Here is a 16,781-nt window from a genome sequence, read left to right on the forward strand (position 1 = left end):
GAAAAGCGTACGCTTTGTCAAATCACATCCACATCTTCCAAAACACTTAACTCTTCCATCACCTTCTCATCGACCCGTATCGCCGAATCGATAACGACGTCGACGAGTTTGGAGACGATCGTGAGCTTAATCGGACGGCGGCCGGGGTGGCGGCGGACGAGCGTGTAGAGCTTCTGGAGACTCTCCAGGTCGTCGCTGAGGCGGATGCGCAGGTTCAGCGGTTCGGGGGGAGGGAGGTTTTCGACGATTTTCGTCTCCACCTTTTTCGCCTCTTTTTTCGCTTCGTTCAACGTCATAATTTTCGTGACGCTGATGCGGGTGAACATCTCGGTGTGGGTCACCTTGACTTTGAACGCGATCGGCTCGTCGAGGTCCATACCCTCAAGCTGTTCAAGCTTGTCGGAGAAGAGCATCATTTCGATGTTGCCGTGGAAGTCCATGAGGTTGACAAGGCCGAACATGGACCCTTTTTTCGACATCTTTTTGGTAATTTCTTCGACTTTTCCGATGAAAATGGCGCTGGAGCCGTCGGCAATGTTCTCGATCTCGCTGGAGAGGGTGTAGTTGATTGCGTCGATCTGCTCTCTGAAGCCGTCCAGCGGGTGGCCCGAGACGTAGAATCCGAGCGTCTCCTTTTCGAAATCCAGGATCGCTTTGAGGTCGTATTCGTCGTAGTTTTTGATGCTGAAATCGACCGTCGTCACCTCGGCATCGTCTCCGAAAAGGCTGAACTGCGACTCTTTTTTCAGTGTCGATCCCTGCTTGGCCGCCTCGACGAGGATTTCGACCTGCTCGAGCAGCGCGCGGCGCGAGTAGCCGAAGCGGTCGAAGCCTCCGGCCTTGATGATGCACTCGATAACCTTTTTGTTCACCTTCTGCGGCTCGATGCGGTTGATGAAGTCTTTGAGGTCGGTGAACTCCCCCTCGGCTCTGGCTTCGAGGATCGATTCGACCGCCGCTTCGCCAACCCCTTTGATTGCCCCCAGACCGAAAAGGATCTGATCGGCCCCGTCTTTGGTGATCGCCGAGAACTCCAGCTGCGAATCGTTGATGTCCGGGGCACCGAGGGAGATTTTCATCCGCTTGGCTTCGTCGATGTATTTGACCACTTTATCGGTGTTGTCTTTTTCCGACGTGAGCAATGCCGCCATAAACTCCTGCGGGTAATAGGTCTTGAGCCACGCTGTCTGGAAGGTGACCATCGCATACGCCGCCGAGTGCGATTTGTTGAACCCGTAGCCGGCGAATTTTTCGATCAGGTCGAACAGCTCAGACGCTTTTTGGTAATCGAGTCCCTGCTTGGCCGCCCCCTCGGAGAACTCTTTGTTGTACTTTTGCATCTCCTCGATCTTCTTTTTCCCCATCGCACGCCGTACAATGTCCGCGCCGCCGAGTGAAAAGCCCCCGACCGTCTGGACGATCTGCATGACCTGCTCCTGGTAGACGATAACCCCGTAGGTGGGTTTGAGGATCGGCTCCATCGAGGGGAAGGTATAGGTGATCGCCTGACGGCCGTGTTTACGTTCGATGAAATCATCGAGCATCCCCGACTCCATAGGTCCCGGACGGTACAACGCCAGTACCGCGATCAGGTCCTCGAAGGAGCTGGGCTTGAGCCGTTTGTTCAGGTCCTGCATCCCCGAACTCTCGATCTGGAACATCCCGATCGTTTCCCCGCTCTGGATCGTTTCGTACACTTTGGGGTCGTTTTCGTCGATCTCGTGCCAGTTGATAACTTTGCCGTAGCGTTTCTGGATCAGCTTGATCGCGTTGTCGATGACGTCGAGCGTTTTGAGGCCGAGGAAGTCGAACTTGATCAGGTCGACGTCTTCAAGGTAGTTGAGCGAATACTGGGTGACGAACGTCTCCTCCCCCGAGGGTTTGTAGATAGGGGTTTTCTTCCAGAGCGGTTCATTGGAGATGACGACCCCCGCCGCATGCATCCCGGCGTTTCGTTTGAGTCCTTCGAGTTTTTTGGAGAATTCCCATACGCGCGCCGCCTGCGTATCGTTTTCGATCAGTTCCTTGATCTTGGGTTCTTTCTGAAATGCCCCGGGTTTGAATTCTCCCCCTTTGGTTTTGCCGTTGAGGGTAATCCCAAGCTCATCGGGAATCAGCTTGGCCATCATGTCCGCCTGCGAGAGGGGCATATCCAGGACACGGGCGACGTCGCGGATAACCCCCTTGGCCAACAGCGAACCGAACGTGATGATCTGCGCCACCTGTTCGCGTCCGTATTTGCGGACGACGTAATCGATGATCTCCCCGCGTCGCGCCTGCATGAAGTCCATATCGATATCGGGCATCGATACCCGCTCCGGGTTCAAGAAACGCTCGAAAAGAAGGTCGTATTTCATCGGGTCGATGTCGGTGATCTCGAGGGCGAACGCAACGAGGCTTCCCGCCGCCGATCCCCGCCCGGGGCCCACGGCAATACCCATATTTTTCGCTTCGCGGACGAAATCCCAGACGATGAGCATATAACCGGGGAACTTCATCTGGTTGATGACGTCCATCTCGAATTCGAGGCGCTCGCGGTATTCGGTATGACGGGCTTCGGGGACGTGTTCGAGCCGTTTTTCCAGACCCTTTCGGCAGCAGTGGATGAAGTACTCCGCGTCGTTTTTATCGGCGGCGGTAAGCCGTTTTTTGGGTTCGACGCTCTCGTCGTCGCCTTGGTTATCGATACTCAATCCCTCGGCGGCGGCATATTCCCGGGTAAATTTAAAATTCGGCGGTGTCGGGTTGCCGAGTTTGAGTTCAAGCTGGCATTTGTCAACGATCTCCTGGGTATGGTGCAGCGCTTCGGGGATGTCGGCGAAAAGTTTCGCCATCTGTTCGGGGGATTTGATGTAGAACTCATGGACCGAGTGGCGCAGGCGGTTGGGATCGTCGTAGAGTTTATTCATCCCGATACACATGAACGCCTCGTGGTACTGGGCGTCGTCGGCGTAGGTGTAGTGGGTGTCGTTCGTCGCAACGAGCTTGATCCCCGTTTCGCGCGAGAGGCGGATCACCGGTTCGTCGATGAAGAGCTGGTCGCCGATCCCGTGGCGCATGATCTCCATGTAAAAATCGTCCCCGAAAATCTCGCGGTACTCGAGGGCGACCCGTTTTGCCTCCTCGTATCCCCCTGCCCCGTTACGGACATTCCGTTCGTTGTTGGTGTTCAGATGCCAGTTCACCTCTCCCTGAAGACACGCCGAGGTGCAGATGAGCCCCTCGGAGTGCTCCCGCAAGAGCTGCTTGTTGATCCGGGGAAAGTAGTAGAAGCCGTCAATGTAGGCTTTCGAGGAGAGGTACATGAGGTTTTTGTAGCCTATCTCGTTTTTGGCAAACAAGCAGAGGTGGAAACGCTGCTTGACACTCTTATCCGAGAGGTCGTCGCTGTTGTGGATGTAGGCTTCCATTCCGATGATGGGCTTGAGGCCGGCCCCCCGCATCTGGTGGTAAAAATCGATCGCGCCGAACATGTTGCCATGATCGGTCATCGCCACGGCGCTCATCCCAAGCTCTTTTACCCGGCTCGCCAGCGCGGAGATTTTGTTCGCACCGTCAAGAAGCGAGTACTCGGTGTGGAGGTGCAGGTGGGTAAAGGGGGGGATGCTCATCAAAAAAACCTTCCAGTCAAATCTAAAAGGATTATAGTCACCCCAGGGTTAAGAACTCATTTAAAAGGGTCATGGGGTGACGGTTAAGCCCATGCGGCTGCACCCCTTGGCTTCTCCTTCCCGGCATGCCTGTGCGTAGAGGCTCGAAGCCTTATAGGGGTTCTGGGCTACCCCCACCCCCTGTTCATACAGCGCTCCCAGCTCTAAACACCCTTGGGCGTTTCCCCCGGTGCACGAGCGTTCGAATGCTTCTGCGGCCTTGACGTAATCGTTGAATTCCAACGCCGTTTTTCCTTCTCCCAATCCGTCGGCGAAACACGGGATTGCGACCACCGCGATGGCGATCAGGTTCAGTAGCTTTTTCATGGATATCTCCTTGGTATGATTATAGGTTTGAGAAAGAGCGTTTGTCGTTTGTGATTCATCGCGCTCCTTGGTCAGGATTGATCCGGACCGAGCAGGTCATCCCGGCGGCGAGGGTGAACCCCTCGGGGATATGATCGATTTTGATCCGCACGGGGATCCGCTGCGCAAGGCGCACCCATGTAAACGTCGGGTTAACGTTGGCCAGCAGCCGCTCTCCGGTAGCATTGTCGCGGTCGGTAATCCCCCGCGCGATGCTCTCGACGTGCCCCCGGAGCCACACTTTTGTCCCCAGCGGGTTCATCACCGCCGCGTCGCCGACACCGATTTTCGAGAGCTTGTGCTCCTCGAAATAACCGTACACCCAGAACGTCCCGCTCTCGATGAGGCTGAGGCGGTTCTCCCCGGCCCTGACGTAATCTCCCCGGCGCAGCAGGAGGTTCGACACCCACCCCTCGCACGGGGCGCGGACATAAGAGCGCTCCAGCTCCAGCCGCGCCGTTTCGACGCGGGCGTGCGCCTCTTCGACGTCGGCACGGGCAATCACGGCCTCATACGCCGCATCCTCGGCGCTTTCGCGCGAGATGACCTCGTCACCCGCCGCAGCCCGGCGGGAGGCCTGATGCGCTCTCATCGCCAGTACCGCTTTTTTCGCCTCCAGTGTCGCTTCGGCTTCGCTGAGGGCATGGCGGAACCGCTCGGAGTCGATTTCAAAGAGCACCTCCCCTGCCTTCACGTGCTGGTTGTCCCGCACCGCAACGCGGCTCACCAGCCCGCTGACGTCAGAAGCGACCATCGTCACGTCGGCCCGCACCCGTCCGTCGCGCGTCCAGGGGGAGTTCATGTACGACTCCCACAGCATCAGCCCCAGAAACAGGGCCAGCGAGACCACGGCAAACGTGATCGCGAAACGGAAAAATTTGCTCAATCGGGTATTTTTATTCATAACGGGTTCCTTAACGGTAAATGGCGATACAGGGGATCGCGAACAAACAGACGAACACCGCCGTCCGAAACAGCCCGGGATGCCAGACGTGGCGGTAGACCCCCGCATCGGCGAAAGCGCGGTCGATGAGGATCTGAAACAGCGCCGTGACGAAAAATACGGGAAGCAGCGTCGGCATCTGAATCCCGAACAGCGTGATATCCAGCGGCATCATGACTCCTTGAGGATCGGTAGAGCTTCTTTCTCCGACACCAGAATGCGGATCAGGGAGAGTTCATCGCGTAGTCTCCGGAGCCTTTCGGAGGCCATCTCCCCTTGCAGCACTTCGTGCAGCTCATGCAGCGCCACGTCCAGACGCCGCGTGAGGACCGTATATTCCGCCTCCGACGCGGCCGAAAAATACTCACGGAGCGCTCCGAGCGCCCTGCGCTCCGATTCGTGGGGCACCTTCCCACGCTCGAGTTGTCTTCGGATGGCGATCACGGCGCGGCCGATCTCAAGCGTCGAGAGGAGCCATTCGAACATCCGCGTAGCGGAGCGTTCATTGAGGCGCCCGTGGGTTGAAAACTGCTGCACCATGTCCCTGGCCGTGCTCTCAAGCGTTGAGCGCTGAACGTTCAGCGGGCCGTCGCACAGCAAGACGATCTGGCGGCGCAGTGCCGAGGCGACCCGCCGCTGCGTCCAGGCAAGCGACCAGAAATTGATCAGATAGTACGCCGACCCGGCCAGAATGATCCCGATCAGGTTGGCCAACGCATTCTCGAGAAAAAAAGTCGCCGTCATCTTATAATGGGGGTCCAGGGCGGTCTGGTACATGAACATGAAAATAAATCCGAGCGAAAAACCGCCCCACTTCGGACGCGTCGTCCACCACGCCAGCATAGCGAGAAGCGGAAACAGGATCAGGCACAAACTGAAAAGGTCCGATGCAAACCGCGGTATCAGGTAAAAATCGTACAATGCCGCAAACGCGATCGCTGCGATCCCCCCCTTGAAAAAGTTGATAACCGTGTCGAGGGGGTTGGGAAGCGTCGCGATCAGCAGCGTGATGACGACCGAGAGCATGATGCTCTGCGGAGCCAGCGCCCATCCGCTCAAAATCCACAGTGCCATTCCGGCCAGCAGCACCGACGCCCCGCGGAGTGCGGCAAGAGCGACGAGGAGCGGATCGGTGTGGCTCTTGAAACGGACACTCCGGCTCAGTTCCTCAGAACTGTCCCCGAATCGGCGGTGACGCAGCAGCGAGAGGTAAGTGACGCAATAGTGGTGCAGTTCGCTCAATAGCCGTCGCAGCAGGTGCGAGGCCGCATCGAAACGCTCCAGTTCCCCGGCATCCATCGTCTCGCGCTGTGTTTCGATCAGCCCCTCCTGGGAGCGTTTGAGCGCTTCGAGGGTCTCTACCGCTGCGGCGAGTTCTTCGCTCTCCAGAGCCATTTGGGGAAGCTCCGCCAGTGCCGCGGCAACGGGTACGTAGACTCTACCTATCCCCTCCGCAAACGCATCAGAGCCGCTATGCCGTGAAAGGAGCGTCCGGAGCGAATGGTACGTCGTGGAGAGGTTCATGTAGGACATATTGAGATGCTGGTAGAGCTGGCGCATCCTGCGGTCGTTTTTCCCCTCGAACGCGGTGTTCACCTGCGTCGCGTTCAGCCCCACGACCCCGCTGGCAAAACGTCCCGTGGCGGCTTCGCCGCAGTACAGCGCATTGGGGTTCGAAAGGCTTTTGAGCACCCCGCCGAACCGCTCCCGCTCCGCGGCGAGGAGCGAATCGGAGAGGTGGCGGGGAAAGATCAGGTCGCTGATGAGCGTCGCGCACATGATCCCCACCAACACCTCCGAAAACCGCGACGTCGCGATCTCGAACACCTGCAGCGGCATCTCGATGACCGGCAACGCGACGATGCACACCGTGTATCCGGCGAGGACGAATCCGTACGACTGAAAATTGCGGTATTTAAGCCCCGCGGCGGTCGTGATCGCGATCCACAGGGCAAACAGCGCGATGAACCACTCCCGCTCCTGCGCGAACATCCCCATCAGCGCGAGCGAGACGGCCACCCCCGCCACCGTCCCCAGAATCCGGTAATAGCTTTTCGAAAACACAAGCCCGCTCTGGGGCTGCATGACGATAAACGACGTAAATATCGCCGTTCGGGGATCGGGGAGATTCAGGATCATCGAGACCGACAGCGCCAGCAATCCGGCAAGGGCCGCCTTGACCATGTAGATCAGGACGGGAGCATCCTGTGTGCGCCATTCGGCGAACGTACGCCAAAAAAGGCGATAGGAGGCCGTGGTTCGTGCTAACGTTGCCATAGTCTACTCTTTGCCCTCTCTGTAGCCGCCACCGAGGGAGCGTACGAGCGCGATCTGCAGCGACACTTTGACGTTCTCGAGTTCCAGTGCCCCCAGTTCCCCTTCCAGTACCTCGCTTCTGCGGGCCAGAGCGGGAAGTTTGTCGCTGAGTCCCAGACGGTGTTTTTTCCGTGCATTCTCTTCGTTCATCCCGCGTGAGGCAAGCTCCTCGCGATGGAACCGGAGCTGCTCTTCCAGCCACACCGACTGCTTGAGGAGCCCCACCACTTCGTTTGCGGCACGGGTCACCGCTTCGTTGTACTCGTAGACCGATGCGTTGTAGTCGCTCGCGGCGTGTTGGAGGTTCGCTTCCCGCTCCCCCCCATCAAACAGCGGCAACGATACGGCAATCCCGATTCCCGGGGTAGCTGAGGCGTATTCCAGCAATGACGAGCGCCCGAACGACGTGAATCCCAGATTGCCCGAGAGGACGATGTTGGGATAAAACTGCGCCTTGGCGTGCTCAATTCCGTATCCTTTGGAGAGGAGTGTGTATTTGGCGACGGCAATATCGGGACGGCGGGAGAGGAGATTCAGCACGATCTCTTTGGGGATCGGAGCGCGAAAGGTCTCCGAAACGCGAGGCTCCCGAAGCTGCGAAGCACGCGAGGGGAGGAACCCGGCGAGGACGCAGAGGCTTTTTTTCCGCCCTTCGATGAGCACCCTCTGTGCGGCAATGCGCTGCTGAATGCGGGCGTGTTTTTGCTCGCTTTCACGAACCTCCGTTTTGCTGCACAGCCCCAAAGCATATCGGCGGCGTACGATGGAATATTCTTCGAGAGCGCTCTGTTCCAGCGTACCGAGCACCCGACGCTTCTCTTCGTCGTAGTGCCATGCGAGGTAGGTCTCGCAGATCGCGCTTGAGAGTGTGAGCCGTGCGGCCGAAAGATACGCCCTCTGGGCATACGCGCCGTTTTTGGCCGCATTGATCCGCGACTCGCGAGCATTCCAGAAATCAAAATCGTACCGCATCCCCAGCGAGGGGTGATAGAGAGTGTTCACACTCCCCCCCAAAGGGGCGGGGAAAATATGGTTTTCGCTGAACCGCTCCCGCAAAACCGAGGCGTCGGCCGAAACACTCGGCAGATTGCGCGACTGCGCGGAGCGGATGATACTCTCGGCCTGAGCGTAACGCGCCTGAATGCTCTTGAGGCTCGGGGCGTGCTCTTGCGCTTCGGCCATAATGGCGTTCAGCTGCGGATCGCCGAATCCCCTCCACCACTCCTCATCCAGAGTTTGTTTGTCGAAGTCAGCGAGTTCGCGTTCGAGATCGGCATTGACTTCCGCGAGTGAAAGCGGCGTGGCCGTATCGGTTTTGGGGACGCACCCGCCGAGGAACACGAGGGCGGCAAAAAGCCCTGCAAGAGGTAAGGGGTTCATGATTTTGGGCTTTGAAGATTCTCGTAAATGGTCTGGAGGACGCGGGAGAGTTCCTCTTTCTGGCTATGGCTGATCCCGCAGAAGGCTTTTTCGATCATGGCGTCGCCGAGAGCGACGAGGGGCTCATAGAGTTCGCGCCCTTTGGGGGTGATACGCACGAGATAGGCACGGCGGTCGTTCTCCTTCGGCTCGCGGACGATCAGCCCTTTGAGTTCGAGTTTATCGAGCATCAGCGTCATGTTCGACTGCTCGAAATAGGTGTCCTGCGCCAGCTCTTTCTGGGTCAGGCCGTCTTTTTCGCACAACCGGATCAGAATGACCCGCTGGGCATAAGTGAGGCCGTAGGGCTTGAGCCCTTTTTCGAGTTCGTTTTTGAGAATGTTGCGTGTTTTGGCGATCAAAAACGCGACCGAATTGTCCGATTCGAAACTCATCGCATCCCTCCTTCGTAAAAATTGGCGGAAGTGTAGAGCGATACGCCTTAAATACTTATTATAATAACTATTATGTTTATAATATTATTTTCACCCTGTTCAAACAACGCTCAAAAGGTTTCAAAACGGCATATGCGTGAAAAAAGGCTATGCGGCTCTAAAAATGAATAAAAATCCCATGAAACTTGGGGTTTTAAAACTTTTAAAGTTATGACAGACACTTGACATATCATGATACAATCATTACAATAACATTATGAAGTCATTAAAATTTGAATGGGATCCGGCAAAAGCGTCATCGAATATAAAAAAGCACGGCATTTCATTTGATGAAGCCAAAACGGTTTTTGATGATGATTTTGCAAGGTTGATACCGGATCCGGATCATTCAGAGGGTGAGGAGAGGTTTATCCTTTTGGGGATGAGCTATACCCTCAAAATTTTAACGGTCGTTCATTGTTACAGGGACGATTATGGAGTGATACGGATTATCTCCGCCAGAGCTTCAACCAAAAACGAGGAACGACAATACAAGGAGTTTTTACCATGAGAGAAGAATACGACTTTTCACAATCCATCCAAAACCCTTATGCTAAAAAGGTTAAAAAGCAAATTTCACTCAATGTGGATGTTGATACGATTGAGTATTTCAAAGAGCTGGCAGCCAAAATGGGATTACCTTATCAAACGCTCATCAATTCCTATTTAACCGATTGTGCGAAGCGGCATGTGGAGCCAGAATTGAAATGGACAAGTTGAAAAAATAGATGGAGTCCCATAGTTTTAAATGTCAGATAGTGAAATTACTTCAAAAGTACCGAAAGGGTATGAGGATCCAATACTTATGTTAAAAAGTGTTATCTTAATATCTAAACTCTATGATATTATTGTTGGCATGAAACGTTAAGATGAGAAGGAAAATTGATACAAAATGAAAAAATTTAGTTTGATTATTCTTATGTTAGTTTCGATGTTTTTAATAAGTGGATGCGCTAAATATGTGAGTGGAAACTATTATTCTGAAGTCGATCCTGATTATAAAATTAATAAAGATGAAGCATTATTGGTAACTGCAATGGATGATGATTTGACATCAAAATATTATGTCAAATATGTTATTGAAAAACTTAAAAATGCTGGTTTTAGCAATGTTTATGGAAAAGATACTTTTAAAATTTACGAACCTAAAAATACAGTTGTGATAGTTTTAAAAGAGAAAATGGATTCATACCAATATGCCTCAGCTGATTACGGAACAATAAATAATGGCATAGGAAGGATTGATTGTAATTCAATTGGAAGCAATATAAATTGTACTACAACAAATAATACATCCTATGGTGTTGTTGGGTATTCCACTAAAAACGATATTGTGCATGGATATTATTTTTTGACTCATTGGTTTGATGAGTCAAAATCTAAAAGAAGATTTTTTGTAATGGGTTCAACTTATGAAAAGCAGTGTGATAAAGATAAATTGTATAAATTTATGATTGAGCAAACTATTAATAGGATGAATCTTGAGAAACCCTTGGACTTTCAATATAAAATTTCAACTGAACAAGTAGATTGTAAATAACTTATAAATCAAATGCCAAGGAACGCAATTCATTTTCTTTTGTATGACCGTATAAGTTATATATTTGTAATGATAGTTTCGAAAAATGAGTTGCTTTCCCTATTCCTTCGATAGCTTTAAAATTTCCTATTCTAAAATTTAAGCTCCCAACGGAAACTCCAATTTTATTAGCAATATCTTGTTTGTTAAATGGTATGTTTTGTAAGCCAAATTTATAAATGTATAAAGTCATAATATCATCTTTTTCTATCCAAGAATGTCTTTTCAAAATTATTTCCTTTTATGAATATTGTTAATCATATCATAAGCAAGAATCAAAATGACAAATCCTCACAATGGTATTCCCACAATTTAGCGTCCACCGCCGTTTTGTTCTGCATCAGGATTTCCCACACAACTAGAGCCCCCTCGTTTGAATACCATTCGACCCCGTCAGGGTTTTTTTAATATCCCACCATAATTTTTTGCTTTTTGGGGTGCTTATCGACCACCACATTCCTATTTTTATAAAAAAAAATCGGTTATCCATCGGAGTTCATTTTTAAAAAATGAACATGTAGTGAATAGGAAGAACAAAAGGTTTAAATCGGGGACGGCTCAGAGGACGCGGATCGGCAGATAGAACTCCAGATCGAACTCCTCCGATTCGTCCAGAAAATGGTTTTTGCGGTAGATCGCGTAGGGGGGGAGCGTTTTCGTCTCAAACCCGCTCTCGGGGAGCCATATCTGATAGACGTAGCGCATGAAATGCAGAACGTCGCCGTATTTGCCCTGTATGTGAAACACGGCGCACAGCGACGCGGGGATCTCGAAATAGGCGACCGATCCGTGGGGATGGCTCCCCTTGGGGACCTCGATGGCGGCGATATAGGCGCACTCGTCCAGCGGGGTGATCGTCGGGTTGTCGTGGTGGAACCCGATCTGGCGGGCACTCTCGCCCAGGCCGTTTTCGATGCTCCAGCCCCTCAGGCGGTTCCAGCTGTTCTTGATCGAAATGTTGTAGCCACGATGGCGGATATAGGCGGCGTAGATGGGGGGAGCTTTCACGATGCGGGGGATCGTCCCGGAAAAATCGCGCTCCTGCGCGCCGTAGGGGGAACCAGCGAGAATTTTTTTGGAATATTCCAGGTACGCGCCGCTTTTCCACACCTTCGGCGTCGTATGGAACCGCTCCCGAAACGCCTTGATGAACGAGGTCTGGGAACTGTAGCCGCACATCCGGGCGATCTCGGAGACGGTCGCGTACTTGTTGGTCAGCAAGAGGCTGGCCGCCTTTTGGAGCCGTATCGATTTGACCGTCTCGTAGAGGTTTTTTCCCGTCTCTTCTTTGAATATCCGCTGCAGGTGATAGACGCTCAGACTCTCGCGGCGCGCCAGCTCGGCGGCGTTCAGTTCCGTGTCGATGTGCAGATAGATGTACGACAACACACTGTTGACAATGTCGGAATGAAGATGTTTTGTTTCCCGCTTCATATTATTTCATTCATCCCTACCGGCAAAGCCGGTTGGGATGGCAGGGACAGGTTTGTCCCTTGCAACCCCCTAAAGCTACCTGCATCTTTCGGATGCAGGAGAGATAAACAATATTAGCATATTTAAATAAAAATAATGACTATTTTGGATAATTTTTATGTACCTTTGGATAAAGAATAAAACAACCGATTCCCCTACAATGGCGAAAAAAAAAAGGATCACCTATGAAACGCTCGTTCATCCGGGAAATTCTCGAAGTAATCGGAAGCGATACGGTATCGTTTGCCGGGGGGCTCCCCGATGAGAGCCTCTTTCCCCTCGAAGCAATGCAAAAAGCTGCGGCCGATGTATTCGCCACCCCCGGCGCGCTACAGTATTCGGTGAGCGCGGGGATCCCGGCGCTGCGCGAAAAACTGGCTTCGTATTACACCGCAATGGGGTTGGAGACCAAGCCCGAAGAGATCCTGATCACGACGGGGGCTCAGCAGGCGCTCGATCTGATCAGCCGTGTTTATTTCCGCTTCGGCACGCTCGTCGAGTCTCCCGCCTATCTTGGGGCTCTCAACGCCTTCAGTGCCAACGGGTGTTCTCTTACCCCGGTACGACTCGGAGAAAAGGGCATCGATCTAGAGGCCTTCGAACGCCGTTTCGCCATCACCAAGCGGGCCTATGTAATGTGCGATTTCCAAAATCCCACGGGTTTCAGCTATTCCACCTCGCAGCGCGAGGAGCTGGCCCGGATCGCGATCCGACACGAGGGAATCATCGTCGAGGACGGCGCCTACATGGAGCTCTTTTTCGAGGAGCGCCTCGCGCCGATGGCGCTGTACGCCCCCCATCGCACCCTTCATGTCGGATCGTTCTCGAAAACGCTCGCTCCGGGATTGCGTCTGGGGTGGATCCGCGGCGACGCGGCGCTCCTCGCACCGATCCTGGCCCTCAAAGAGCGCTCCGACCTGCACACCTCGACGCTCTCGCAGCTGCTGGCGGAGCGCTTCTGGGAGAGCGGGCTGTTCGGCAGGCACCTCCGCACCGTCCGCGCGACCTACAAGGGAAAATGCGATGCCCTCGCGCATGAACTCGAAACGCAGCTGCGCGATTTTCGTTTCACGAAGCCCAAAGGGGGGATGTTCATCTACGGCTCATTTCCCGAGGGGATCGATGCGAAGGAGCTGGCGATGGAGTGTCTCAAAGAGGGGGCGGTATTTGTCCCCGGAGGAGAATTCTATCCCGGTGCTCCCATCAGTCCGGAAGCACGGTTCAATTTCTCAGGGACAACCCCCGAGCAGATGCGGCGTGGGATCGGAATCATTTCCCGGACCTACGAAGCGTACAAAGACAAAAAGGAACGACTATATGCATGAGATTAAATTCCCGTTTCTGGAACACATCGGCGGCAAACTGATCCGCTACGAACAAGGGAGCGCCGAGGTGGAACTTCAAACGATGCCCTATCATCTGCAGCATCTGGGGTTTATCCACGGAGGGGTCATCTCGACCCTGATGGACAACACGGGGTGGTACGCCGCCGTCTCCAACCTCCCTGAGGGTTTTACGTCGGTCACGATGGAGATCAAGATCAACTACCTCAAGCCCGCCTCGGGCGAGCATCTGCGCGCGCTCGGGAAGGTACTCCGTCAGGGGAAAAAGACGTCGTTCGTCACCATCGAACTCCACGACGGGGAAAATCTCGTCGCTTTTGCTACGGGAACGTATGCGGTGTTGGAAGAAAAGCAGGTGTAAAATACATGTTATAATGATGCCATTTGGAAAAAGGAGTAGATCATGCTCGCGTTGAACACCCAGCAGCTCTTGGCCGAAATCGATTCGATGCCGATTGATCTCAAAACCAAGCTGATCGACAAGCTTTTGAGCAGCCTCAATCCTCCGCATCATGATGTCGAAACTCTCTGGAAACGCGAGATCGATTCCCGCGTCGCGTCCATCGAAAAAGGAGAGATAAACCTTATCGACGGAAACGACGTTTTTCGAAAAATCAAAGCCCGTTTTGAGCAATGAATTTCCGGTTCCATCCCGATGCAGAAATCGAGTTCAACCATGCCATCGACTATTACGAAGAGTGTCAAAAAAACTTGGGGCTTGAATTTGCACAAGAAGTTTACGCTACGATCCACCGCATTATCGACTTCCCCGACGCATGGCAACCGATAACGGAACAAACACGACGGTGTTTGACGAACCGTTTCCCTTTTGGCATCGTCTATCAAAAGCGCAATAACGAAATCATTATCATCGCCATTATGCACCAGCATCAAAAACCGTTTTATTGGAGCAACCGTTCCTGAATATCATCGTCATTTGACTTTTCCGGATATCCCTGGAAACGCCTTGACTTCTCTCTCTCTCTCTCTCTGCTAAAATAATCTTAAACCAATATTAAAAGGATAATAGTGGCTATAGATTCCCTATTCATCGATTCTACCGAGATTAAAAACGATACGCAGTTGGCTTTTCAAGAACACAAAGTTCAAGAACTGATTTCCAAACAAATTGATTTAGAATATGGAGTAAGTGATATTTTAACCATCATCACTTTATTGGTAGCATTGGGGGCCATGATGGTTGCATTGGTTGGTAATCGTATTTCATCGCTTTCCAACTTGAAAACCAATGATGTATATTCAATAGCCATCGCTGCGACTATACTGGCAGGATGTTTGGGATATGGTATTTATGCAGAATATAAAAAGCGAACCGATCGCGTATCTATTCAAACACAAATCACACAAACCATCTATGCAATTCGATCCTATCATAAGGGAAAAGCTGGACAATGAAACATCCCATTTTCTTTCTTCTTTATGCAGGTATAATCAGTACGGCCTCGTTTGCAAACAGTCCCTGCGATGGCGCTTATCTAGCGAAAAATTACGATCAGGCTACCCAATGCTTCGGTCAACAACTGAAAAAAGACCGCTCTTTTTATAATTTAAAAGGCGTGGGATTCTCTTTTGTACAACAAGGCCGCTACAAAGAAGCACTCCCCTTTCTCAAAGAAGCGGAGAAAAAAGCACGTACTTCCTTTGATTATAGCATTATTTACAGTTGGTTAGGTACATGCTACGGTGCTATGGGCGATTCCGAGCAAACCTTTGTCTATCGGATGAAGAGTCTGGATTTGATGCTTAAATCAGGAAACCGTGATGAAATTGGCAGAGCATATAGTAATCTTGGAGTATATTTTTTCGATCATGGCCAACCAAAAAAAGCCATAGAATATTATGAAAAAGCACTCGATTATCGAGACGAGAATGAACACTCGAACATATATGCAAATATAGCACTCGCCTATCAGGAGTTAAACGATACTTATAAAACAGAAGAGATGTACCAAAAATCCATCGAGATAGCTGAAAAAACTGGAAACTTAAACGGCTTGGCAACCTTTCAAAAAAATTTAGGAGCTTTTTATTTCACACAAAACCGATATGGCGACGCGCGTAAAACTCTCGAAAAAGCACTAATCCTAGCACGTCAAGTACGTGCGATAGACGATGAATCACACGCACTAAGTATTCTTGCCGTAATCGACTATGAGGAGGGGCATCTTAACGAAGCCAAGGTAAAAGCCTCGGAAGGGTTGCGACTCGCGAAACAAAGTGGAGATAGAAAAGTTTTTAATGATGCTCAAGCCGCATGGGATATTGTCAACGGAAAATAACCGATGCGCTTTGCTGCTCTTTTTTGCTTTTTTGCACTCTCTTTATATGCCGAAAGTATGCAACGTACCGTCATTTCTTTCGGCGCCGGTCAAACTGCAATCGGAAGCAACCATTTCGGCGGTGTCGGAATAAACGCTGCTTTTTCATCAGCTATTATTGATAACGTTTATATAGGGATGCAAATCGGTGGAACCGCATTCAACAGTACAGGGTGCTCAACCAATTCTGACACATCATTTGATATATTGATGGATCTCTCCCCTATGATAGGTTACAGAATCAGTAAAGATCTCTATCTCTACGCTAAAGCGGGATATGCCTTCGGTACGGCAGGGCGAAACGACCATGCATTTGACGGTATGACATGGGGAAGCATGATCCATTACGACTTGACTCCCGTTTTCACTCTCGGCGTTGGACTCACGACCGGAACTCTCACGGTCGATTATGGTGGATACGAGAAAAAAGAAAACTTGATCCAAGCAATAGGTTACGTCGGAATGAAGTTTTAACTTAGCGTTTTGAAAGCACTCTATTCAACCCGTCCGCGAACGCCCTCACCGTTTTTTCCCCGATGGCACTCGGTCCGCCGGTGATCTCCCCCGCATTGCGGAGTTCCTCCATCAGGTTCCGCATCGCTAACAGGTGTTTGACGTTGTTCTCATCGTAGATCGTCCCGCGCGGATCGAGGGCCACGGCGCCCTTGGTCACGACACGGTCGGCCAGAGGGATGTCGGCGGTGATGACGAGATCGCTTTTTTCGCACAGTTCGGCAATGCGGTGATCCGCCTCGTCCGGCCCCTGCGCGACGATCTCCATTGAGACGTGGTGCACATCGGGAACGCTGATTTTCTTATTGGCGATAAAAACGGTCGTAATCTGACGCTTAAGTACCGCCCGCAATAAAATCTCTTTGAGGGCGTTGGGGAACGCGTCGGCGTCGACGAGGATTTTCAC

At 52.0% G+C, this 16,781-nt stretch carries 20 protein-coding genes; 10 read left to right on the plus strand and 10 right to left on the minus strand.

The window, feature by feature from the left end; genetic code table 11:
* Positions 1–17 precede the first annotated feature (17 nt).
* The 7 genes from dnaE to E0765_RS01110 all read right to left on the minus strand — a co-directional run bounded on the left by dnaE (position 18) and on the right by E0765_RS01110 (position 9,089).
* Positions 18–3,611: a DNA polymerase III subunit alpha gene (gene dnaE, locus E0765_RS01080; protein ID WP_132811368.1), complete on the minus strand. Its 3,594-nt coding sequence runs from the start codon at positions 3,609–3,611 to the stop codon at positions 18–20.
* A 69-nt stretch (positions 3,612–3,680) separates the two neighbouring features.
* Entirely contained in the window at positions 3,681–3,977 is a 297-nt protein-coding gene (locus E0765_RS01085; protein ID WP_132811369.1) for a tetratricopeptide repeat protein, read from the minus strand.
* A gap of 55 nt (positions 3,978–4,032) precedes the next feature.
* Entirely contained in the window at positions 4,033–4,920 is an 888-nt protein-coding gene (locus E0765_RS01090) for an HlyD family secretion protein (RefSeq protein ID WP_132811370.1), read from the minus strand.
* 10 nt (positions 4,921–4,930) lie between these two features.
* A complete protein-coding gene (locus E0765_RS01095; protein ID WP_132811371.1) occupies positions 4,931–5,131 on the minus strand; it encodes a DUF1656 domain-containing protein in 201 nt (66 codons plus the stop codon).
* Positions 5,131–7,236, minus strand: a complete 2,106-nt coding sequence (locus E0765_RS01100; RefSeq protein WP_132811372.1) for an FUSC family protein — start codon at positions 7,234–7,236, stop codon at positions 5,131–5,133. The genes E0765_RS01095 and E0765_RS01100 overlap by 1 nt, the downstream gene beginning before the upstream one ends.
* 3 nt (positions 7,237–7,239) lie before the next feature.
* Positions 7,240–8,655: an efflux transporter outer membrane subunit gene (locus tag E0765_RS01105; protein ID WP_132811373.1), complete on the minus strand. Its 1,416-nt coding sequence runs from the start codon at positions 8,653–8,655 to the stop codon at positions 7,240–7,242.
* Complete coding sequence (locus E0765_RS01110) at positions 8,652–9,089, minus strand: MarR family winged helix-turn-helix transcriptional regulator (RefSeq protein WP_132811374.1); 438 nt, start codon at positions 9,087–9,089, stop codon at positions 8,652–8,654. Before E0765_RS01110 ends, E0765_RS01105 begins: the two co-directional genes overlap by 4 nt.
* Before the next feature lie 256 nt (positions 9,090–9,345).
* Between E0765_RS01110 and E0765_RS01115 the strand changes: the two genes are divergently transcribed.
* The 3 genes from E0765_RS01115 (at position 9,346) to E0765_RS01125 (ending at position 10,668) form a co-directional block, all read left to right on the plus strand.
* Positions 9,346–9,639 (plus strand): BrnT family toxin, encoded by a 294-nt coding sequence (locus E0765_RS01115; protein ID WP_132811375.1) that lies wholly within the window; start codon positions 9,346–9,348, stop codon positions 9,637–9,639.
* Positions 9,636–9,848: a BrnA antitoxin family protein gene (locus E0765_RS01120; RefSeq protein ID WP_165921615.1), complete on the plus strand. Its 213-nt coding sequence runs from the start codon at positions 9,636–9,638 to the stop codon at positions 9,846–9,848. The genes E0765_RS01115 and E0765_RS01120 overlap by 4 nt, the downstream gene beginning before the upstream one ends.
* 172 nt (positions 9,849–10,020) lie before the next feature.
* Positions 10,021–10,668: a hypothetical protein gene (locus E0765_RS01125; protein WP_132811376.1), complete on the plus strand. Its 648-nt coding sequence runs from the start codon at positions 10,021–10,023 to the stop codon at positions 10,666–10,668.
* 1 nt (position 10,669) lies between these two features.
* Here E0765_RS01125 and E0765_RS01130 read toward each other — a convergent pair whose 3' ends face one another.
* Together E0765_RS01130 and E0765_RS01135 are read right to left on the minus strand one after the other, a co-directional pair.
* Positions 10,670–10,936 (minus strand): hypothetical protein, encoded by a 267-nt coding sequence (locus E0765_RS01130; protein WP_132811377.1) that lies wholly within the window; start codon positions 10,934–10,936, stop codon positions 10,670–10,672.
* Positions 10,937–11,265: 329 nt separating this feature from the next.
* A complete protein-coding gene (locus E0765_RS01135; protein ID WP_132811378.1) occupies positions 11,266–12,141 on the minus strand; it encodes a GyrI-like domain-containing protein in 876 nt (291 codons plus the stop codon).
* 224 nt (positions 12,142–12,365) lie between these two features.
* Here E0765_RS01135 and E0765_RS01140 point away from each other — a divergent pair, with 224 nt between their 5' ends.
* The 7 genes from E0765_RS01140 (at position 12,366) to E0765_RS01170 (ending at position 16,336) form a co-directional block, all read left to right on the plus strand.
* The gene (locus E0765_RS01140; protein ID WP_132811379.1) at positions 12,366–13,505 is read left to right on the plus strand and encodes a PLP-dependent aminotransferase family protein; all 1,140 of its coding nucleotides are present in this window, start codon (positions 12,366–12,368) and stop codon (positions 13,503–13,505) included.
* Positions 13,498–13,884 (plus strand): PaaI family thioesterase, encoded by a 387-nt coding sequence (locus tag E0765_RS01145; protein WP_132811380.1) that lies wholly within the window; start codon positions 13,498–13,500, stop codon positions 13,882–13,884. Before E0765_RS01140 ends, E0765_RS01145 begins: the two co-directional genes overlap by 8 nt.
* 42 nt (positions 13,885–13,926) lie before the next feature.
* Entirely contained in the window at positions 13,927–14,160 is a 234-nt protein-coding gene (locus E0765_RS01150) for an addiction module protein (protein WP_132811381.1), read from the plus strand.
* Positions 14,157–14,447 carry a type II toxin-antitoxin system RelE/ParE family toxin gene (locus tag E0765_RS01155; RefSeq protein ID WP_132811382.1) on the plus strand — a complete coding sequence of 97 codons (291 nt, stop codon included), beginning with the start codon at positions 14,157–14,159 and terminating at the stop codon, positions 14,445–14,447. Before E0765_RS01150 ends, E0765_RS01155 begins: the two co-directional genes overlap by 4 nt.
* Before the next feature lie 105 nt (positions 14,448–14,552).
* Positions 14,553–14,939, plus strand: a complete 387-nt coding sequence (locus E0765_RS01160) for a hypothetical protein (RefSeq protein WP_132811383.1) — start codon at positions 14,553–14,555, stop codon at positions 14,937–14,939.
* Positions 14,936–15,823: a tetratricopeptide repeat protein gene (locus E0765_RS01165; RefSeq protein ID WP_132811384.1), complete on the plus strand. Its 888-nt coding sequence runs from the start codon at positions 14,936–14,938 to the stop codon at positions 15,821–15,823. The genes E0765_RS01160 and E0765_RS01165 overlap by 4 nt, the downstream gene beginning before the upstream one ends.
* 3 nt (positions 15,824–15,826) lie before the next feature.
* Complete coding sequence (locus tag E0765_RS01170) at positions 15,827–16,336, plus strand: hypothetical protein (protein ID WP_132811385.1); 510 nt, start codon at positions 15,827–15,829, stop codon at positions 16,334–16,336.
* 1 nt (position 16,337) lies between these two features.
* On the opposite strand, the gene E0765_RS01175 is transcribed toward E0765_RS01170, so the two are convergent.
* Positions 16,338–16,781 carry a YaiI/YqxD family protein gene (locus E0765_RS01175; protein ID WP_132811386.1) on the minus strand — a complete coding sequence of 148 codons (444 nt, stop codon included), beginning with the start codon at positions 16,779–16,781 and terminating at the stop codon, positions 16,338–16,340.

This window comes from Sulfuricurvum sp. IAE1, assembly GCF_004347735.1.
Taxonomy (GTDB): Bacteria; Campylobacterota; Campylobacteria; order Campylobacterales; family Sulfurimonadaceae; genus Sulfuricurvum.